Origin of the sequence: Luteococcus japonicus (assembly GCF_003752415.1) — a bacterium.
In the GTDB taxonomy this organism is placed as follows: Bacteria; Actinomycetota; Actinomycetes; order Propionibacteriales; family Propionibacteriaceae; genus Luteococcus; species Luteococcus japonicus.
Genome location: NZ_RKHG01000001.1, coordinates 805,365 through 825,994 on the forward strand (window position 1 = coordinate 805,365; position 20,630 = coordinate 825,994).

The window sequence follows — 20,630 nt, forward strand, 5'->3', positions numbered from 1 at the left end:
TCCGTCCCCCAGAGTGTGCGCCTCTAAATAGTATTTTGCAACATCCACTAGCTCCCAAGTACCACTTGGAGCTAGGCTGGCGGCATGGCATCGGCGCTCACCCTTCGAGTCCTGGACGAGCTGGGACGCAGCATCGTTGCTGGTCAGATCCCTGCCGGCAGCATCTGGTTGCTGGACGACCTCGTCACACGCCACGGTGTCTCCCGCACGGCCGTGCGTGACGCGATCAAGGTGCTGGAGGCGCAGGGACTCGTCCGGCCACGCCGGCACGTCGGGATCGAGGTGCTGGGCCAGCAGGACTGGGACGCCCTGTCGGACAATGTGGTGCGCTGGCGGCTCGATGGACCGGACCGGCTCGAGGCCTTGCACCAGATCAGCGAACTGCGCAGTGCGATCGAACCCATGGCCGCCGAGCTCGCCGCCCGGCACGCCACCGCGGAACAGCGTCGCGCCATCGACGAGGCCGCGCTGGGGATGCAGCACACGGGCGCGGTCCCGGACCTCGAGGCCTACCTGCGCCACGATGTCGTCTTCCACCGCACCCTGCTGCAGGCATCCGGCAACCCGATGTTCGCCTCGCTGGCCTACCTGGTGGAGCGCGTGCTCGACGCTCGCACCCACCACCACCTGATGCCCGAGAGGCCCAATGAGGACGCCATCCGCCTGCATCGACGGGTGGCGGAGGCCATCGCCACCCAGGATGCGACGGCGACGCGGCAGCGGATGGAGGCCATCGTCACCGAAGCGGTCGACGCCGTCGACGAGATGGTGGACGAGTCGTGATCCGGCACGCCGGTGAGCAACCATGGACCCAAGCCCCAACAGACAGGACAAGCATGAGCGAGCAGACCACCCCCGCCACCCGGCTGGCCGACGTCGGCGTGATCGGCATGGCCGTGATGGGCTCCTCCCTGGCCCGCAACATGGCCCACAAGGGATATGCCACCGCCATCTTCAACCGCACCTTCGCCAAGACCCAGGAAGTGATCGACAACCACGGCAGCGAGGGCACCTTCATCGCCTCCGAGAAGATCGAGGACTTCGTCGCCTCCCTGGAGCGTCCCCGTCGCATCGTGATCATGGTGCAGGCCGGCAAGGGGACCGACGCGGTCATCGACCAGCTGATCCCCTTGCTGGAGGCCGGGGACATCATCGTCGACGGCGGCAACTCCTTCTACGAGGACACCATCCGTCGCGAGGTCAAGGTCCGCGAGGCCGGGCTGCACTTCGTCGGTTGCGGCATCTCCGGTGGCGAGGTCGGTGCATTGGAGGGCCCCTCGATGATGCCCGGCGGTACCCGCGAGGCCTACGAGTCCATGGGTCCCATCCTGGAGAAGATCTCCGCCCAGTACGAGGGCGAGCCGTGCTGCACCTACATCGGCACCGACGGCGCCGGGCACTTCGTGAAGATGGTGCACAACGGCATCGAGTACGCGGACATGCAGTTCATCGGCGAGGCCTACACCCTGCTCAAGGCCGCGGGCCTGTCCAATGAGCAGATGGCCGACGTCTTCGCCGAGTGGAACACCGGTGACCTGGACTCCTACCTGATCGAGATCACCTCCGAGGTGCTGCGCCAGGTCGACGCCAGGACCGGCAAGGCTCTGGTGGACGTGATCGTCGACGCCGCCGGGATGAAGGGCACCGGCACCTGGACCGTGCAGTCCGCCCTGAAGCTGGGCGTGCCGGTCAACGCCATCTCCGAGGCCGTCTTCGCGCGCGCCATCTCCTCGTCGCCGGAGCTGCGCGAGCACGCGCAGTCCGCTCTGGAGGGCCCCGACGGTTCCCTGTCCGTCGACGACGTGAAGGCCTTCACCGACGACATCCGCCAGGCGCTGTGGGCCTCCAAGGTGGTGGCCTATGCCCAGGGTCTGGACGAGATCCGCATCGCCGGGCAGGAGTATGGCTGGGAGATCGACGTGGCCGCCGTCGCCAAGATCTGGCGCGACGGGTGCATCATCCGCGCCAAGCTGCTCGACCGGATCAGCAATGAGTACGCGGCGAACAACCTGGTGACGCTGCTGGAGGCCCCCTCCATCAAGGCGGAGCTGGCCAAGGGCCAGGACGCGTGGCGTCGGGTGGTCACCACCGCGATCACCGCGGGTGTGCCGGTGCCGGGCTTCAGCTCGTCTCTGGCCTACTACGACCAGGTGCGGGCGCCGCGGCTCAACGCGTCGCTCACCCAGGGGCTGCGCGACTACTTCGGCGCGCACACCTACCGGCGCATCGACGCCGAGGGTGCGTTCCACACCCTGTGGTCGGGCGACAAGTCCGAGGTTGCGGGCGACGCCGGCAACCACTGAGTCGTCGACGTCGGCTGAGCCTGTCGAGACCTACGTCGCGCCGGTCCCTGCACCCCGCTCCCCGCACACCCGTATCCAGGAACTGTCATGTAGCAACACTTCTGGGACACCGGGGTGTCATGACTTCTGGGACGGTCGGGTGTCATGACATCTGGGGCAGTTCGCTGGGGGAATGGGAAGCGCATTGTCGCCACGGGTTCGTGAGCAGATCGTCCGGTTCGATCCCGACGTGGAGCAGGTCTCGGTCAGCGAGTTCTGCCGACGGGCGGGGATCTCGACATCCTCGTTCTACCGAGTCCGAGACAAGGCCACCGAACGCGGGCTGGCCGCGGCGTTGGTCCCCGAGTCACGGGCGCCCAAGCATCCCGCCACCATCTACACGGACTGGACTCGTCTCCTGGTACGCGTGACCCATGCGGAGCTGGTGGCCGAGGGCAAGGACTGTGGCCCGTGGTCGGTCGAGTGGCGCCTGTTTCAACGGGAGGCGGACCCGCTGCCGTCTCGGTCCACGATCGCCTGGATCCTGCGCAGCGAAGGCCTGTCAGCGCCCTCACCCCGCACACGTCCCCGCGCCTCGTACCGTCGCTTCCGACGAGCCAGGGCCAACGAACTGTGGCAACTCGACGGCATGGAATGGCACCTGCCTGAGATCGGGCTGGTCACCATCTACCACGTCGTCGACGACCATTCCCGCCTCTGCCCAGCCCTGATCGCCGTGGCAGGTGGCGAGTCCACGGCCGGCGCCCGGCAGGCCCTCCAATCCGGGATCGATGCGTTCGGCCCGCCTCAGAGCGTGTTGTCCGACAACGGCGCGGCGTTCAACCAGCACCGACGCGGACGCTTGTCCGCGACTGAGGTCTGGCTAGCCGGGCTTGGGATCCGGCCGATCTCGGGGCGGGTCAGCCACCCACAAACCCAAGGCAAGGTCGAACGCTCTCACCAGCCACTGCAACGCTGGCTCCATGCCCGCACACCGACCACCCTGCAGGACCTCACCCAGGCCCTGGACGGCTACCGGAACTGGTACAACCACGAACGCCAACACCAAGGCCTGGGGCATCACCTGACGCCCATGGCCGTCTGGCAAGTAGCCTCCAAGGCCGGACCCGAGCCCCGAGCGATTCCGCTCGACCTGCTCTACAGCCAGTCCTTGCGGCAGCCCACCCAGCCCGCAAAGAACCGGATCGAGGACCGCACTATCGGCGGGGACCTGCGCACCGCGTGGAAGGGCACCAGCATCGGTTTCGGCCCTGGCATGGCCCACCAACTGGTCCACCTCGTCGAAACCGACGGCCAGCTCGACATCTTCGACGACAACGGTGAACTCCACGCCAGCATCCCCTGGCCATCACCCACCAAATACGTCTCGGTCACCCAACCACCCCACCGGCTGGTCCCCGTCATCGACCGCCGCAGCCGCGCCTACAAACTGTCCCAGATGTCATGACATCTGGGAGTCCCAGAAGTGATGAGACATGACACCCGTATCCAGGAACACGGCCCGGCGCACCGAGTACAAGCGGGCGCGACGTCGGCTCAGCCCTCCACCGACGACCGGGCAGCACACGACGGCCGAGCCTGTCGAGGCCCCTCGAGCTCGGGGGCCGTGAGAAAGGCGCCCCCACCGCAATGGTGGGGGCGCCTTCGTGCGTCGAATCAGGCCTTCTCGACGGCCTTCTTCTTGGTCCACGTGTACAGCCCGCCGACGAGCGCGGCAAAGACCACAATGCCCAGCAGCTGCGCCGGGTTGGCCCAGGCCTTGCTGGTCACCACGGACATCGGCTCCTCTTCGCCGGTGGCGGCCACGATGCCGGCGTAGAGCACGCCGAACAGGCTCTCGCCGACGATCAAGCCGGTGGCCAGCAGGGTTCCCATCCGCTTGGAGCGCTCCGGATTGGCGGTGCGGTCGGCCCACTTGTCGTAGAACAGCCCCAGCAGGGCACCGGTCGGGATCATCAGGGTGAGGCTGATCGGCAGGTACATACCCATGCCGACGGCCAGCGGGGGCAGCGCCATCCGGCCCTTGGTGGTCTTGCCCAAGGTCTCGTTGATGGCGATCACGACACACCCGATCAGCGCACCGATGCCGAGCAGGTTCCAGTCCAGCCCGCCACCCAACACACCCTTGGCGAGGGTGGAGATCAGCGAGGCCTGCGGGGCGGCCAGCGCGCCGGAGCCCGCACCGGGAGCACCCGCGAAACCGAAGGAGGTGTTCATCACGCCCAGCACGGGCGGGATGATCGCGGAACCGAAGGCGACGCCGATGATCAGCGCCACCTGCTGCTTCCACGGCGTGGCGCCGACCAGCTGGCCGGTCTTGAGGTCCTGCAGGTTGTCATTGGAGATGGTGGCGACGCCGAAGACCACCGCGGTGGTGAACAGGGTGTAGGCCACCAGGGCCTCGGTCATCTCACCGGTGCCGGCGCCGTGCACGCCCTTGATCAGCAGCGCGGCGGCGATGGCGACGATGATGCCGACTCCGGAGATGGGCGAGTTGGACGCACCGATCAGTCCGGCCATGTAGCCGCAGACCGAGGCGACGAACAGGCCGACGAGCAGCACGAAGATCACCGAGGTGATCACCAGGCCGGTGGAATTGCCCTCCAGAGGGGTCCCGCGGGTGAACAGCCACAGCAGGGCGCCGATCGGGAACATCGAGGCGAGGGTGGTGCCGATGACCACCTTCATCGAGAGGTCGCGCTCCTCCACGGCAAGATCCGCACTGGCGATCTTGTGGGAGGCAAGCGATTCGGAGATGCCCTTGATGATGGGGCCGATGATCTTCACCAGCGTCCACACCGCGGCCACCGCCATGGTGCCGGCACCGATCAGCCGCACGTCGGTGGAGAAGATGGCCTTGACCCCGTCGGCGAATGGTTCGGCTGCGTCCAAGTGGCCGCGGCTCATGAAGGGCAGGATGAAGCCGTAGCTGATCAGCAGGCCGACGATCATGGCAATGCCCACGGTGATGCCCACCAGGTGACCGACGCCGATCAGGGCCAGCGACAGGCTGGACCCGACCAGGGTGCCACCGGTGCCCACCCTGAAGGCCTTCTCGACGCCCTCGGCGACGAGCTTCATCTTGGCCACGATGGTGAACAGGGCCGCGGACAGGCCGGCGACGGTGATCACCTTCAGGCCTCGGGCATTCTCCTCGCCGCCCTCGGCGGAGTCACCGACGCGCAGCACCTCGGCGGCGGCGACGCCTTCCGGGTAGGGCAGGTCGGAGCCCGTCACCAGCGCACGACGCAGCGGGATGGAGTACATGACGCCCAGCAGGCCGCCGAAGAAGCAGACGGCCGCGGTGGTCCAGTACGGGAAACCCTGCCAGTAGCCGAGCATCACCAGGCCGGGCAGCACGAAGATGATGGCGCTCAGCGTGCCGGCCGCCGAGGCGATGGTCTGGACGATGTTGTTCTCGACGATGGTGTGGTCGTGGAACATGCGCAGCACGGCCATCGAGATGACCGCGGCGGGGATGGAGGTGGCGAAGGTCAGGCCGACCTTGAGGCCCAGGTACACGTTCGCGGCCGTGAAGACCAGCGTGATGATGCCGCCGATGATGACACCGCGCAGGGTGAGCTCCTTGAGGCCCGCCCTGCCGGATGTCCCGGCGGTGTTGACGTGGGTAGAGGACAAGAGATTCTCCTGATGCGGGGGGGCGCACTCGGGTGTACGCGACCCGCAAACTGTAGTTCCCGGCACGTGAATCTCCGCATCCGGCCCCCGTCGAAGGTGTCGCGGAGGGCTGGGAGAATGGGATGCGTGAACCCCTTGGACGTCCCGATCGACCCGACAACCCTCAACCACGTCGTGCGATTCATCGACCTCACGGGAGTCCTGTTCAACGCCATTCTGGGCGGCGTCATGGCCCGCTCCGAGAACATGGACCCCGTGGGCTTCGGCACCCTGGCGATCTGTTCGGCGTTGGGTGGCGGCATGATCCGCGACACCCTGATGCAGCGTGGGACCCCCGTCGCCCTGGTGGACAGCGCCTACTTCACCGTCGCCCTGCTGGGTGCCGCGGTCGCCTTCATGATCCCCATCACCCACCACTTCTGGGACCGCTCATTCCCCGTGATCGACGCCCTGGCCCTGGGGGCCTGGGCCGCCGCGGGCTCCCAGCGGGCGCTGGCCCACGACTTCAGCGCCATGTCCGCCGTCCTGCTCGGCACCGTGACCGCGGTGGGCGGCGGCATGCTGCGTGACATCCTGCTGCGCCGCATCCCGACGGTCTTCGGCGGGAACACTCTCTACGCGACCAGCGCCATGGCGGGAAGCCTGGTGACCGTGCTGCTGTGGCCCACGGGCAACCACGAGCTGGCGACGATGGCCAGCTTCGCGGTGGGCAGCGGACTCACCCTGGGCGGCATCTGGCGTGGCTGGACATTGCCGATGGCCTTCAGCCTGCGGCCGCGCAGCACCTTCAGTGCCCTGCCCCGGCCCACCTGGTGGCGCGGCGTGAAGCCGCCACGCCAGCGCTCCCGGCACCACGAGTCCCGGGTGCATCCCGAGTCTGCGGATGACTAGTCTGGTGCAGGTGACTTTCGACGACCAGAACTGGTGGCGCCACGCCGTCACCTACCAGATCTATCCGCGCAGCTTCGCCGACGCGAACAATGACGGCACCGGTGATGTCCGGGGCATGATCCAGAAGCTCCCCCACCTCAAGAGCCTCGGGATCGACGCCGTCTGGGTGTCGCCCTGGTACCCGTCTCCGCTGTGGGACGGCGGCTATGACGTCGCCGACTACTGCGACATCAACCCGGACTTCGGCAGCCTGGCCGATGCAGACGAGTTCGTGGCGAAGGCCCACGAGCTGGGTCTCAGGGTGCTGATCGACCTGGTGCCCAACCACTGCTCCATCGACCACCCGCTCTTCCAGAAGGCCCTGGCCGCCGCTCCGGGCTCCCCCGAACGTGACATGTTCATCTTCCGCGACGGGATCGGCGAGGACGGCAACCAGCCGCCCACCAACTGGGGCGCCCTGTTCGGTGGCTCCATGTGGGAACGCACCACCAATCCCGACGGCACTGCCGGGCAGTACTACCTGCACATGTTCGCCCCGGAGCAGCCCGACTGGAACTGGGAGAACGAGGCGGTGCGCGCGGAGATCGACCGCGTGCTGCGCTTCTGGTTCGACCGTGGCGTGGACGGCTTCCGCGTCGACGTGGCCGACTCCCTGGTCAAGGCCCCCGACTTCCAGGACACCCCGATCGACCCGTTGACCGGGATGGGCTCCTGGCAGAAGGTGCCCGGGTCTCCCCTGTGGGACCAGCCGGGTCTGGCCGAGATCCAGCGTCGTTGGCGTGCGCTGGCCGAGAGCTATGCCGGCACCGAACTGGGTGCCCGGATCTTCGTCTCCGAGGCCTACCTGCCGCTGGATCGCCTCGTGGAGTACGTGCGGAGCGACCGGTTGAACACCAGCTTCAACTTCGAATTCCTGCAGTCCGAGTGGGCGGCCGACAGCATGCGGATCGTGATCGACGAGTCCATCCGTGCGCATGACTCCGTCGGGGCACCCACCACGTGGGTGCTGGAGAACCACGACGTGCTGCGCGCCACCACCCGTTACGGCAAGAGCCTGTCCGGGCGTCACTTCGGCACCATGGACGAGGACGAGGACGGCCACTGGCAGGAGCACATGCAGGACCTGCCCACCGACGTCGAGTTGGGCCGTCGCCGTGCCCGTGCCGGCGCCGCGCTGATGCTGGCGCTGCCCGGCGGCGCCTACGTCTACCAGGGCCAGGAGCTGGGTCTGGAAGAGGTGGAGGACCTGCCCGACGAGTTGCGCCAGGACCCGACGTGGATCCGCTCCAACCACACAGTGAAGGGCCGCGACGGCTGCCGCGTCCCGATCCCGTGGTCCGGCACCGAGGCCCCCTTCGGCTTCGGAACCGATGCCGAGCCGTGGCTGCCCCAGCCCGCCGGCTGGGCGGACCTCACCGCCGAGGCACAGGAATCCGATCCAGCCTCGACGCTGAACCTCTTCCGTACCCTGCTGCGGCTGCGCCATGAGCTCGAAGCCCTGGGCGACGGCACCATGACGTGGGATGAGTCCGGTGAGCAGGTCCTAAGTTTCACCCGCGAGCCCGGTTTCCGGTGCGTGGTGAACTTCGGCGCCGAGCCGGTGGCGTTGGAGGGCGAGGTCCTGCTCTCCACCGACGAGCTCGTCGACGGCAAGCTCCCCACCGACACGGCGGCCTGGCTGCGCGCCTGACCCCGGCTTGACCGTAAGGGGCCTGGACGGGCTCGGCCGACAGTGGCCGAGCCCGTCCAGGCCCCTGGGTGCGCCGGGGCTCAGCTGACCAGCATTCGCCCCAGCGCCTCGCGGGTGGACTGGGGAAGTTCGCGCTTGACCCCGGACGCGTCGGTGCAGACCTGCACGGTGCGGGCGCGGGCCAGCACCTGGCCGTCGGCCAGCGGATCGACGATCTCTGCGGCCAGCGTGTACGACGTGCGGCCAAGCCCCGCAATCGCCGTGTGCACGGCATATGGCTGCATCCGGTGGCTGATCTGGCCCACATAGTCGACGTCCTGCCGGGCCACCACCCAGCGCACCTGTCCCCCGTCGCGACGCATCGACGGATCGGCGCTGGTGGTGGCGGCAATCCGCGCCTCCTGCACGTAGTCGAAGTGGCGCACATTGTTCACGTGGCCGTAGCGGTCCACGTCACCCCAGCGCACCTGGAAGGGATGCACGTGTCCTCGGCCCTCAAGGGCTGGCACGGACAGCGGACGACTCTCGGGCGCCTCGCCCGCCACCTCCACGAACCAGGCCCGCTCGTCGACGGTGAGCCGGCGCGGCCGTTGGGCGTCGAAGCCGAAGGGGCACAGTGCCGTCGTCGCCCTGGCGCACAACTCGCCGCCCTGCCACAGCTCGTACTTGGCATTGAAACGTGAGGCACCGACCCCGAAGACCCCCACCTGCGCGACCAGCGGTTGTTCGCCGAAGCCGATGGAACGAAGGTATTCCACGCTGTGCCCCACCACGACGATCCCGCCGCTGACCATGTGACTGTTGGGGCCGGCCTCCATCAGCGCGGTGCGCGCCTCCTGCAGGTATTCGGCCACCAGGGTGTTGTTGACGTGGCCCTGCAGGTCCAGGTCGGTCCAACGCACCGGCACGTCCAGGGTGACGACGGCCCTGTCCATGCCGCTAGGCCTCCTTGTCGTACAGGGAGTCGACGATGTGCGCGTACTTACGGGCGATGACGTCGCGCCGGACCTTCTGGGTGGGGGTGACGCCGCCGTCGTCCACCTTGAACTCGTGGTCCAGGATGGCGTAGCGCTTGATGGTCTCCCAACGTTCCAGCTTGTCATTGGCCTTGGCCATGAAGCGGTCGATGGAGGCCTTGACCTCGGGCAGCTGGGTGAGTTCCTCGTAACTGACATTGGGGTGGCCGTGCTTCTTGCCCCACTTGAGCAGTGCCTCGCGCTCCATGGTGACCAGCGCCACCATGTACTTGCGGTTCTCCCCCAGCGCCACGGCCTGGCTGATGTAGGGGATGTTGGCGGTGATGGCGTTCTCCACCTTCTGCGGGGCCACGTACTTGCCACCTGAACTCTTGATCAGGTCCTTCTTGCGGTCGGTGATGAAGATGTAACCGTCCTCGTCCTGCTGTGCCACGTCACCGGTGTGGAACCAGCCGTCGGCGTCCATCACCTCCGCGGTCTTCTTCGAACGGTTGTGGTAGCCGCGGAAGAGCAGGGGGCCGCGCAGCAGCATCTCACCGTCGTCGGCGATGCTGACCTCCATGCCGGGCACGACGGGCCCGATGCTGCCGAACTTCGCGGCGTCCGGCGGGTTCAGGATGCTGACGGTGGTCTCGGTGGAGCCGTACCCCTCGACGATGCTGATGCCGGCGGAGTAGAACCACTCGGTGACCTGGCTGGACAGCTTGGCGGAGCCGGAGATCAGGAAGCGCATCTCGCCGCCCATCGTCTTCTTCAGCTTGTCGAAGACGAGCTTGTCGGCCACCGCGTAGCGTGCCTTCAGGGCCAGCGGCATCTGGCGTCCCTCGTAGCGGTAGCCGCGGGACTCGCGCCCGACGGCGAAGGCCCAGCGCGTGATCCGGCCCTTGGCGCCGCTCTGGGGGCTGGCCGTGATGACGGCGGCACGGATCTTCTCGTAGATCCGCGGCACGCCGCACATGACCGTCGGGTGGGTCTCGGCCAGGCCCTGGACGATGCGGTCTGCTCGTCCGTCGATGGCGGTGGCGAAACCGTAGGCCCACTGGGCGGACAGCAGACAATTCCCGAAGACGTGGGACAACGGCAGCCACAGGTAGTGCCGGTCGTCCTCGGACAGGAAGTCCATCTTCTTGAAGGCCTGCCCGACGTAGACCATGGACAGCTGGGACAGCTCGACGCCCTTGGGTCGGCCGGTGGTGCCGGAGGTGTAGATCAGGGTGGCGAGGCTGTCGGGTCCGATCTGCTCGATGGCGCGACGCACCAGCTCACCGTCCGCTTCCAGCGCCTCACGGCCATGGCTCCGCAGTTCCTCGAGGGTGAGCACTCGCTGGTCCACTCGGTCCACGGCCTCGCGGTCGTCGTCGATGATGACGATGTGGCGCAGCTGGTCATAGAGCTGGTCGTCGTGGGCCTGCACCTTGGCGACCTGCTGTTGGTTCTCCGCAAACAGCACCGAGGTCTCGGAGTCCTTGAGGATGTACAGCTCGTCGTGGTCCGTGCAATTGGGGTAGATGGCGGTCAGCGCGGCGCCGGAGCAGGCGATCGCCATGTCCGCAAGCACCCATTCGTAGCGGGTCACCGATGCGATGGCGACGCGGTCCTCGGGCTGGATTCCCAGGGTGAGCAGGCCGGCAGCAAGCTCGTGCACCTCGTCACGGAAGGCGGTGTAGCTGACCTCGCGCCAGGTCTCGGCGCCCTTGGTCTCCTTCCGGCTGGGCACCATGAAGGCCAGCCGGTCACCGGACTGCTCGACGCGGGCATCCAGCGCGTGCGCGAGGGATGCGGGGCACTGCGCCAGGACCTGTTCGCGGAGCTCCAGGGCGGTGGGTGTTGGGGTGTCACCAAGCGTTTCGTTCACCATGCGACCCTATCTGGCCAACGCTGAGAACCTTTGGAGGCGCCGCCACGACGGCCCGAGCCTCGATCCTCCCCTGAAGCCGCAGCGAGTCCGTATGTCAGTCGTCGATGCCTCGAGCGGCCAGCGCCTCACCCAGCGAGTCCGCATCGCGCAGGGAGCGCACGACGAGCGGGACGGCGAAGGCGCGCAGGCTGAACTGGCCCAAGCGCGCAATCTGCGCCTCCTTCACCTCGGCGGCGATGGCGGCCACCAGCGGCACGCAGCGGATTCCCAGATTGAGCATCAGTCCGACGCGTTCGGGGTCGACGCCGAAGCGCTGGAAGGGCTTGCAGCAACGCACCACCACGTCGATCAACGCGGTGGTGCGGGTGGTGAGCGTCACCAGCGCAGCGGCCATCACGAGCACCAGGATCATCCCGGTGATGGCGACGGCCTGCCGCCAGCCCAGGCTCCAGGTCTGGAAGACGGCGGTGAAGCCCAGCAGGAAGAGCATCGGGCGCGCCTGCTGCCAGGCCACCTTCGGCCCGAAGCCACCCAGCGGGTAGAGCGCCAGCACGGCCGCAAGACAACCGAGCACCACGTACCACCAGCCCTGCAACCAGACCGAGGCGGCGCCCAGCACCACCAGGGCCAGCAACTTGGCGCCGGGCGGGAGCCGGTGCAGCGGGCTGTCGCCGGGGCGGTAGAGCCCCAGGGTGGAGCGCATCAGGCCTCCATCAATGCGCGGTAGTGGGCCACGGACGTGGCGGGGTCTCCGTCTGCCACCAGGTGTCCGTGGTCGAAGACCAGTACCCGGTCGAAGTCTTCCAGCAGGTGCAGGTGGTGGGTGGCGAGCACGACGGTTGCCTCGACGGTGTTGATGATCCGGCCGATCTCGTTGGCATTGCGGATGTCCAGCAGCGTGGTGGGCTCGTCCATCACGATCATCTCCGGCTGCGTGATGAGCACCGCGGCCAGGGCCTGCAGCTGCTTCTGCCCGCCGGAGAGCAGCTGGGCGGGGTGGTCGCGGTGGCCGAGCAGGCCGAAGCGGTCCAGCAGCTCGTCGACGCGACGGTTCACTTCCTCGGCAGGAAGACCGGACTTGCGCAGCCCGAAGGCGACGTCCTCCGCGACGGTGGGCATGATGATCTGGTTGTCCGGGTCCGTGAACAGGAATCCGACCAGCTTGCGGATGGCCTTGGCGTCCTTGGCTGTGTCCATCCCGTTGACCAGGAGCTTTCCCTCGCTGGGCAGCACCAGGCCATTGAGCATCCGCAGGAAGGTGGACTTGCCGGAGCCGTTGTGGCCGATCACGCCGATCCGCCGCTCGGTGAGCTGCACGTCGACACCCTCCAGCACGATGCGACGCGTGCTGCCCTCGCCGTAGGCGTGGCCAAGGCCCTGCGCCTCGATGATCATGCGGTCTCCTGTCGTCCTGCGTGGTGGGTCTTCAGATGGCTTCGACGAGCATCGCGGTGCCCTGTCCGCCGCCGATGGCGATGCCGGCCAGCCCCAGCCGTGCGTCCGGTTGCCGTGGGGAACGGACAAGTTGGGTGAACAGCCGCACCAGTTGTACCGCACCGCTGGCGGCCCACGGGTGGCCCAGCGCGATGGCACCACCCTGTGGGCAGTTGCGTTCCTCGTCGATGCGGAGCTGGTCCAGGCAGGCCAGCACCTGCGCGGCGAAGGCCTCGTTGAAGTCGATGACGTCGATGCTCGCCAGGTTCACGCCGGTGCGCTCGACGAGCTTGCCGACGGCGGCGGTGATGCCCAGGCCGGGACGGTCCGGGCGCCCCGCGGCGGTGACGACGTCGAGCACCCGCAAGCCGTGCAGGCCGTGACGCTGGGCGGTGGCGCCGTCGCAGAGCAGCAGTGCGGCGGCGCCGTCGTTGACGCCGCAGCAGTTGGCGGCGGTGCAGGTGCCGCCGGGGCCGAAGGCGGGGCGGAAGCGGGCCAGCCGTTCGACGGTGAATCCGGCACGGGGCCGCTCGTCGTGGTCCAGGGCAGGCAGGGCGACGAGTTCGTCGTCGAAGAGGCCCACGGCCTGGCTGGCGACGGCTCGCTGGTGGGACCGCACGGCGTAGGCATCCTGGCGTTCGCGGGTGATGCCGCACTCCGCGGCCACCAGGTCAGCGGCCACACCCATGTCCGGGTCGCCGAAACTGGCGGGCGTGAAGGGGGCGCGCTCATAGCGGACGGGCTCGGCGTCGGGTGCGGTGGGTGGCCAGAAGGTCCACGGCTGGGTACTGGCGGACTGCACTCCCCCGGCGATGTGGAAGCCCTCATGCAGTCCACTGAGCATGGCGACGCTGTGCTCGAGGGCGGCCAGCCCGGAACCACACTGGCGGTCCACGGTGATGGCGGGGACGTCGACGGGCAACCCGGCGGCCAGGGCCGCGACGCGGGCGGGGTTGCCTCCCGGACCCCGCACATTGCCGATGCTGACCTCACCGATCGGCCCGGGACTGTGTCGGGCCAGTTCCGCCAGGACGGGGGCCAGCAGGCCGGTGACGTCAACATCCCGCAGCGCTCCGCCGCTGGTGCCGATCGGGGTGCGCAGTGCATCGACGATGACGGGTCGCCGCTCGACGGGAATCATCACGAGCTCCTCTCCGGACTCTCACGACGGCCGAGCTTGTCGAGGCCCCTCGCCAGCGCCGCCCGGTCCACCTTCCCCGCCTCGGTCAGCGGCAGGTGCTGGTAGGTCACCCATCGCCGCGGACGGTGCCCGCCGTCGAGGTTCTCCCGTGCCCAGCCGCGCACGGCATCCAGGTCTGCGGAGGTGGTGACGCAGCAGACCAGCTGGCCCAATCGTTCGTCGGGAACGGCGAAGACCACCACCCGGTCCGTGGCCTGCCGTTGCAGCAGTACCTCCAGCGGCGCCAGCTCGACGGTGGCACCGGCGGTGGTGACGGTTCCGGGGCGGCCGAGCAGCCGCAGCCTGTTCCCGTCCAGCTCCGCCAGATCCCCGACGGTCGCGAATCCGTCACCATCCGTCTGGACGCGGGAGAGCCAGGGTGAGCGCACCCACAGCACCCCGTCGCGCACCTCGGCATCCACCTCGTCGAAGAGTTCGAGGCTCTCGGAATCCGGGCCCCAGGCCACCATCGAGAGTTCCGCGGCGCCGTAGTAGTGGCTGACCAGAAGTCCCCGTTCCTCCGCGGCGCGGCGCAGACCGGGTTCGAGCCCGTCACCCGCCACCAGCACGTGCAGCCCGGCGGGCGGCTCGGCGTCCAGCAGGGTGCGGAGCAGCGCAGGAGTGAGCTGGGCATGGGTCGCGTCGTCACGGGTCATGGACCAGGAGGCCCCCGCATGGGTTGCCAGGCAGGCGGCGAACAGGTTCATCGTCGCCCGCAGCGGCCCCGGGATCCAGAACTGGCACTCCGGCCCCAGACCCAGCCGCGCGGCGCAGGCGCCGAAGCTACCCACCCAGGAGGCGGTGCTGCGCACGATCACCCGGGGCTGGCCGGCGGTGGTGCCGGAGGTGGCCAGGGCAATGTCACGGCCGTCGGCGTGCGCCTGCCAGAAGGCCGCCACCGGCTCCGGACAGGTCAGGACGTCGACGGTCTGCATGGCTTCAGCGCTGGCGCAGCAGGCCGGGGTAGGCGCGGTGCACACCGGCGGCGACGAGCGCGGCCAGCACCGCCTTGATGGAGTCGCCGATCAGGAAGGGGGCGTTGGCGGTCAGCGTCGCGGGCAGCGACATCTTGGTGCGGAGCATCATGCCGACGATGCCGAAGGCGTAGAGCACGACGATGCCGCCGATGACATTGAAGGAGATACCGAAGGGCACTGAGTAGGGAGCTCCGCGACGTTCGGTGAGCCACCCGATCACACCGGCCGCCACCGCCCAACCGAGCAGGAAGCCCACCGAGGCGCCGGCGAAGACGCCCAGGCCGCCGCGGCCACCGGAAAGCAGGGGCAGCCCGATGGCCACCAGCGCCAGGAAGAGGACCTGCGACAGTGCTGCGCGGCGACCGCCCAGGACAGCGCCGGCCAACATCACCCCCAACGACTGTGCCGTGATCGGCACCGGGGACAGGCCGGTGCTGATGGGCGGCAGCAGGCCAAGGGCGGCCGTGATTGCCGCGAAGACGGCGATCAGCGCGAGGTCGCGTGAGGTGGAACGGTGGGCGGTGGCCATGGTCGTGGCTTCTCCTGGCTCTCATGGGAGCTCAAGCCCCCGGAATTGAACAGCGTTCAAATCATGCCTCTTCGATGCGGCCACGGCAAAGCCACGTGCCGACCGAGCCTGTGTTCTTCCAATCGCTAGGAGGAAGACCCTTCTTGCGACCCCCCCGGTCGGTATTGTTGTCCCATGGTCAATCCCGACGAATCACTCTGGCTGAGCGCCGAGCAACAACGTATCTGGCGCAGCTGGCTGTTGGCGGTGGCTCGAGTGGACAACTATCTTGACCAAGACCTGTGCCGGCACGGCCTTGACCTCGCCGAGTACGAGATCCTCGTGGTGCTCGCCGAGGCCGAGAACCGGCGCCTGAGGATGAGCGAACTGGCCGAGCTGGTGCACCAGTCCCGCTCCCGCCTCACCCACGCCGTCGCACGGATGGAGAAGTCCGGTTGGGTGGAACGCTGCTCCGCTCCCGAGGACCGCCGCGGCGTCGTCGCCGTCCTCACCGACAAGGGCTACCACCTGCTCGAGCAAGCCGCCCCCAACCACGTTGCCGCCGTCCGACGCATCCTCGTCGACGCCGCCGACCCCGAGGACTTCAAGGCCTTGGGACGAGTCATGCAGGCGGTGCTGGCAGTGCAAGACTGAGCCTGTGACCCAGCTCAGTTCCGCCCAGCTCAGTTCCACGCAGCCCAGCCCCCTGCTCAAGGACTTCCTCGCCCAGCCCGGCACCGCGGAGTGCACTGACAGTTCCACCCTCACCCGGGCGGTCTACTCCTCTGACGGGTCGATCTACCGGGTCGTGCCGCAGGCCGTGGCCCAACCGCGAACCGTCGAGGAACTGACCACCGTGGTGCGCGCCGCCCTGCAGGTGGGGCTGCCCGTGGTACCGCGTGGGGCGGGCACTTCCTGTGCCGGCAATGCCGTCGGCGAGGGCCTGGTCATCGACGTCGCACGGCACCTGAACACCATCGGCACGATCGATCCCGAGGCCCGCACTGCCGTCGTGCAACCGGGCGTCGTGCAGCAGAACCTCCAGGTGGCCGCTCGCCCGCACGGCCTGCGCTTCGGACCGGATCCGTCGACGGCCACGCGCTGCACCATCGGCGGCATGATCGGCAACAATGCCTGCGGCCCGCGCGCCCTGGGTTATGGCCGCAGCGCGGACAATGTGGTGGCCCTCGACGTCATCACCGGCACCGGTGAGCTCATCCGGCTGGGCGAGGGCGGCAGCGATGCCGCTCCCCTGCCCGGGTTGCGTGACCTGGTTGCGGCCAACCTGGGCACCATCCGCACCGAGTTCGGCCACTTCTCCCGCCAGGTCTCCGGCTACTCGCTGGAGCACCTGCTGCCGGAGAAGGGCTTCGACGTCGCCAAGTTCTTCAGCGGCACCGAGGGGACGCTCGGCATCATCACCGGTGCGACGGTGCGGCTGGTGGCCGACGCCCCGGTGAGCATGATGGTGGCGCTGGGCTACGCGTCGATGCCGGAAGCAGCCGACGAGATGCCCACCATCCTCAAGCACTCCCCTGTGGCCTGCGAGGGCATGGACCGCAGGATCTACGACGTCGTCGAGCGCCAGCACGGGGCCGCCGCCCTGCCCGACCTGCCGCGCGGCGACGGGTGGATCTTCGTCGAGCTGGTCGGCGAAGACGAGGCCAGCGTGCGGGAACGCTGCCATGCCCTGGTGGCGGACTGCCACGCCCTGGAGGGCTGGGTGGTGGAGGACAAGGCGCTGGCCGCGAAGTTGTGGAAGATCCGCGCCGACGGTGCCGGACTGGCCGGGGTCAGCCTGGCCAACCCCGCCTACGCCGGTTGGGAGGATGCCGCCGTCCCGCCCGCCAAGCTCGGCGCCTACCTGCGGGACTTCGACGCACTGCTGACCGACCACGGACTGCAGGGCCTGCCCTACGGCCACTTCGGCGACGGCTGCGTGCACTGCCGGATCGACTTCCCGCTGGGCAAGGCCGACGGCCCCCGCAAGTACCGCGAGTTCGTGGAGCAGGCGGCGGCGCTGGCCGCCCGCCACGGCGGTTCGATGAGCGGTGAGCACGGCGACGGCCGGGCCCGCTCCGCGCTGCTTCCCGCGATGTACTCCCCCGACGCGCTGGGCCTGTTCGGCCAGGTCAAGGAGCTCTTCGACCCGAAGAACCTGCTCAACCCGGGCGTGCTCGTCGATCCGGTTCCCGTCGAGGCGGACATCCGCGTCGCCGCGACCATCAATTCCCCGCTACGCCTGGAGGACCCGGACTTCGTGACCGCCGTGCACCAGTGCACCGGCGTCGGCAAGTGCCTGGCCGACTCCACCGCCGGTGGCGGCGTGATGTGCCCCTCCTTCCAGGCCACCCGCAACGAGAAGGACGCCACCCGTGGCCGGGCGCGCGTGCTGCAGGAGATGGTCAACGGTTCGCTGGTCAGCCAGGGCTGGCGGTCGCCTGAGGTGCACGAGGCGCTGGATCTCTGCCTGAGCTGCAAGGGCTGCTCGTCGGACTGCCCAACGGGGATCGACATGCCCTCCTACAAGTCGCGGGTGCTGTACGAGAGCTACAAGGGCCGGCTTCGTCCGATGAGCCACTATGCGCTGGGCTGGCTGCCGCGATGGGGCCGGTTGGTGACCAAGGTTCCCGGGGTGGGTGCCATCGCCAACCTGGGTACCCAGTTGCCCGGCACCAAGCACCTGATCCGCTGGGCCGCCGGGGTGGACCAGCGTCGCCCGATGCCCGAGTTCCGCGTTGCCGGCAGTGCCCGCAAGCAGTTCACCACGATCCCCGAGCTTGTCGAGGGGACGATGGCCGAGCCCGTCACCACGATGGCCGAGCCTGTCGAGGCCACCCAGCACACCGACGACACGACACCCAGCCCCTACGAGAAGCCCGAGGCGACCACGGTGGCCGAGCCTGTCGAGGCCCTTCGCAAGGAGTGCGTCATCTGGGTGGACTCCTTCACCGATGCCTTCGTCGGCAACCAGCTCGCCGGTCTGGTGCAGACGCTGGTCCGCGCCGGTTTCGAGCCGCGGGTGCTGCAGGAGAATGCCTGCTGCGGTCTGACCTGGATCACCACCGGTCAGCTCGACGGCGCGCGCAAGCAGCTGCGCAATGCGCTGGACATCCTCCATCCGATCGTGGAGGCGGGGATCCCGATCGTCGGGTTGGAGCCCAGCTGCATGGCCGTGTGGCGCAGCGACGCCAAGGAGCTGCTGCACGGCGACGAGCGGGTGCAGCCGGTGGCCGACGGCATCCACACCCTGGCGGAGCTGCTGTCCACCGTCGAGGACCTGGAGCTGCCGGACCTGTCGGGGCACACCGTCATCGCGCAGCCGCACTGCCACCATGCGTCGGTGCTGGGCTGGGCCGCCGATGCCGCCATCCTGGAGCGGACCGGCGCCGAGGTCATCACGCTGGGCGGCTGCTGTGGTCTGGCCGGCAACTTCGGCGTCGAGAAGGGTCACTACGAGGTGAGCGTGAAGGTGGCCGAGCACGACCTGCTGCCCGCCCTGCACAAGCACCCCGATGCGATCGTGCTGGCCGACGGCTTCAGCTGCCGCAAGCAGGTCAAGGACCTGGAGGCCCGTGACGCGATGACCCTCGGCGAGCTGCTGGCGGCACATCGCTGAGTCCGGCGGGAGCCTCAATACGATGCGGTAGCTTCGAGCCCATGGGGTGGTGGTCGAGACGGGGGCCGAAGGCGCCCGAGCTGGTCTGGCGGGAGAGGTGGGACAACACTCGTCTGGGCACGACCATGCCCAGGTACCGCGCTCTGGGACTCTGTATCTCCGCCATCGACCAGACCACCACACCCACGGTCTACCTGATGCGCGGCCCACTCAGCGCGGCGGAGGTACCCGCAGGTGCTGTCCAGGAAGAGGTGTTGGCGTGGTTCCTGGCGTGTGAGCTGACAGTGCCGCTGATGCCGATGCTCGTGGGCGAGGACTTCTTCCACCCGATCTCCGAGGTGACCGGGTGCCCACAGATGGATCTGCCCGTCCCAGCCGAGGATGACCCCTATGACGGGCGCCTCTGGCGCGTCTTCGCAGCAGAACCGCGCTTTGCCAAGGCGCTGCTGGACGACGAGCTGTGGGCCTGGCTCGTCGAGCACACCAGCAAGCGAGACCCCCTCACCGTGTGGATCGACGGGCGTCGGGTGATGACCGGTTTCTCCGTGTCATCGCGCCGCAACAACGAGCGAGCGGCCACACTGCGCGCATTCAACACCCTGGTTCAGGAACGTCTGGACCTGGGGCTCCTGGATGACTTCGTGACCCCCGAACCGATCCTTCCCGATAAGGTGCTGCCCAGCGAATTCGTCCGTCGCGGGTGGCACGTCGGCCCACCCGGGCAGGAGATCCTCTTCCACCTGTGGGACGCGTGGCCCAACACCATGGTTGGCCGGCAGGTGACCGGAACCGTCGACGGCGTGGGCTTCGTCGCACTCGAGACCGCGACGGGAGGCGTCGTGCTGGTCCCCACCCTGAGGCCGGTGCCGGACCATGTGCACTATGCACGCAAGCCGCTGGTCGATCGGGGCAATGTGCACACCGAGTGGTTGGACTTCGACGACGACTTCGAGGTTCGGGCCGGAAACCAGCAGGTTGGGCACGGTGTCACGACCCCACGCCTGATGGCCTACCTCCACGACAACCGTGTGCGGCGCCTCGACGTGAAGCACCGCTGGGTGCAGGCCCGCGTCAAGAAGTTCAACGCAGAGCAGATCGAGGAGATGGTGCCCATCCTTGCCGGCAGCCGAGACCTGCTCCCCCGCCACGACCTCGGCGCAGATTGAGACCCTTGGGTTCACATTGAGGTGTTCCCACTGGCCTCAATGCGCACCTTTCCGCCTCAATGTGCCCCGACGGGGATGCCGTCCCAGGACGTCGAGCGCGAGGGTGACCGCCAGGATCTGGGTGAGCCCCAGACCTCCCCACACTGCGTGCGGCCAGATGAAGGAGTCCAGCACCAGGCATTCGCCGACGATCCAGCCGACCATGACCACGCCGGCGGCACAGTGTCCGAGCAACCACCAGTCGGAACGACGCACGTGCAGGGCAACGGCCGCCCACTGTGCTCCGCCGACGATCCCACCGAGCAGGAGTGCCGCCAGGACGTACTGACCCGCGAAGATCGTGTCCCGGAGCATGAACTCATAGGCCTGGGGGGGGTGAACAGCAGGG

17 protein-coding genes are annotated in these 20,630 nt (G+C 68.4%); 8 read left to right on the plus strand and 9 right to left on the minus strand.

Annotation, left to right across the window (positions count from 1 at the left end):
• Positions 1-84: 84 nt before the first annotated feature.
• From EDD41_RS03930 to EDD41_RS03940, 3 genes are all read left to right on the plus strand, one after another.
• On the plus strand, positions 85-783 hold the full coding sequence (locus tag EDD41_RS03930) for a FadR/GntR family transcriptional regulator (RefSeq protein ID WP_123575029.1): 699 nt from the start codon (positions 85-87) through the stop codon (positions 781-783).
• Between the two features lie 53 nt (positions 784-836).
• Complete coding sequence (gndA, locus tag EDD41_RS03935) at positions 837-2,303, plus strand: NADP-dependent phosphogluconate dehydrogenase (protein WP_123575030.1); 1,467 nt, start codon at positions 837-839, stop codon at positions 2,301-2,303.
• A 172-nt stretch (positions 2,304-2,475) separates the two neighbouring features.
• Positions 2,476-3,750, plus strand: a complete 1,275-nt coding sequence (locus EDD41_RS03940) for an integrase core domain-containing protein (protein WP_123575031.1) — start codon at positions 2,476-2,478, stop codon at positions 3,748-3,750.
• Between the two features lie 209 nt (positions 3,751-3,959).
• Here the strand turns inward: EDD41_RS03940 and EDD41_RS03945 are convergent, their stop codons facing one another.
• Positions 3,960-5,942 carry an OPT family oligopeptide transporter gene (locus EDD41_RS03945; protein WP_123575032.1) on the minus strand — a complete coding sequence of 661 codons (1,983 nt, stop codon included), beginning with the start codon at positions 5,940-5,942 and terminating at the stop codon, positions 3,960-3,962.
• Between the two features lie 126 nt (positions 5,943-6,068).
• Between EDD41_RS03945 and EDD41_RS03950 the strand changes: the two genes are divergently transcribed.
• Together EDD41_RS03950 and EDD41_RS03955 are read left to right on the plus strand one after the other, a co-directional pair.
• Complete coding sequence (locus tag EDD41_RS03950) at positions 6,069-6,833, plus strand: trimeric intracellular cation channel family protein (RefSeq protein ID WP_245995530.1); 765 nt, start codon at positions 6,069-6,071, stop codon at positions 6,831-6,833.
• Positions 6,826-8,523, plus strand: a complete 1,698-nt coding sequence (locus EDD41_RS03955; protein ID WP_123575033.1) for a glycoside hydrolase family 13 protein — start codon at positions 6,826-6,828, stop codon at positions 8,521-8,523. The genes EDD41_RS03950 and EDD41_RS03955 overlap by 8 nt, the downstream gene beginning before the upstream one ends.
• A gap of 80 nt (positions 8,524-8,603) precedes the next feature.
• On the opposite strand, the gene EDD41_RS03960 is transcribed toward EDD41_RS03955, so the two are convergent.
• The 7 genes from EDD41_RS03960 to EDD41_RS03990 all read right to left on the minus strand — a co-directional run bounded on the left by EDD41_RS03960 (position 8,604) and on the right by EDD41_RS03990 (position 15,478).
• The gene (locus EDD41_RS03960) at positions 8,604-9,458 is read right to left on the minus strand and encodes an acyl-CoA thioesterase (protein WP_123575034.1); all 855 of its coding nucleotides are present in this window, start codon (positions 9,456-9,458) and stop codon (positions 8,604-8,606) included.
• Positions 9,459-9,462: 4 nt separating this feature from the next.
• Entirely contained in the window at positions 9,463-11,355 is a 1,893-nt protein-coding gene (locus EDD41_RS03965; RefSeq protein ID WP_245995531.1) for an AMP-dependent synthetase/ligase, read from the minus strand.
• Between the two features lie 97 nt (positions 11,356-11,452).
• Positions 11,453-12,061 (minus strand): energy-coupling factor transporter transmembrane component T family protein, encoded by a 609-nt coding sequence (locus EDD41_RS03970; RefSeq protein ID WP_123575035.1) that lies wholly within the window; start codon positions 12,059-12,061, stop codon positions 11,453-11,455.
• Positions 12,061-12,753, minus strand: coding sequence for an energy-coupling factor ABC transporter ATP-binding protein (locus EDD41_RS03975; RefSeq protein WP_123575036.1), 693 nt, complete (start codon positions 12,751-12,753; stop codon positions 12,061-12,063). Before EDD41_RS03975 ends, EDD41_RS03970 begins: the two co-directional genes overlap by 1 nt.
• 31 nt (positions 12,754-12,784) lie before the next feature.
• Positions 12,785-13,933, minus strand: coding sequence for a thiolase family protein (locus tag EDD41_RS03980; protein WP_123575037.1), 1,149 nt, complete (start codon positions 13,931-13,933; stop codon positions 12,785-12,787).
• On the minus strand, positions 13,933-14,907 hold the full coding sequence (locus EDD41_RS03985) for an AMP-binding enzyme (protein ID WP_123575038.1): 975 nt from the start codon (positions 14,905-14,907) through the stop codon (positions 13,933-13,935). Before EDD41_RS03985 ends, EDD41_RS03980 begins: the two co-directional genes overlap by 1 nt.
• Before the next feature lie 4 nt (positions 14,908-14,911).
• Positions 14,912-15,478: a biotin transporter BioY gene (locus EDD41_RS03990; protein WP_094766199.1), complete on the minus strand. Its 567-nt coding sequence runs from the start codon at positions 15,476-15,478 to the stop codon at positions 14,912-14,914.
• A gap of 174 nt (positions 15,479-15,652) precedes the next feature.
• On the opposite strand from EDD41_RS03990, the gene EDD41_RS03995 reads away from it, so the two are divergent.
• The 3 genes from EDD41_RS03995 (at position 15,653) to EDD41_RS04005 (ending at position 20,242) form a co-directional block, all read left to right on the plus strand.
• Positions 15,653-16,111 carry a MarR family winged helix-turn-helix transcriptional regulator gene (locus tag EDD41_RS03995; RefSeq protein ID WP_094766200.1) on the plus strand — a complete coding sequence of 153 codons (459 nt, stop codon included), beginning with the start codon at positions 15,653-15,655 and terminating at the stop codon, positions 16,109-16,111.
• 4 nt (positions 16,112-16,115) lie between these two features.
• Positions 16,116-19,076, plus strand: a complete 2,961-nt coding sequence (locus EDD41_RS04000; protein ID WP_425454328.1) for an FAD-binding and (Fe-S)-binding domain-containing protein — start codon at positions 16,116-16,118, stop codon at positions 19,074-19,076.
• 125 nt (positions 19,077-19,201) lie between these two features.
• Positions 19,202-20,242: a hypothetical protein gene (locus EDD41_RS04005; RefSeq protein ID WP_123575039.1), complete on the plus strand. Its 1,041-nt coding sequence runs from the start codon at positions 19,202-19,204 to the stop codon at positions 20,240-20,242.
• Positions 20,243-20,278: 36 nt separating this feature from the next.
• Here EDD41_RS04005 and EDD41_RS04010 read toward each other — a convergent pair whose 3' ends face one another.
• A complete protein-coding gene (locus EDD41_RS04010; protein ID WP_211336579.1) occupies positions 20,279-20,596 on the minus strand; it encodes a hypothetical protein in 318 nt (105 codons plus the stop codon).
• Positions 20,597-20,630 lie beyond the last annotated feature (34 nt).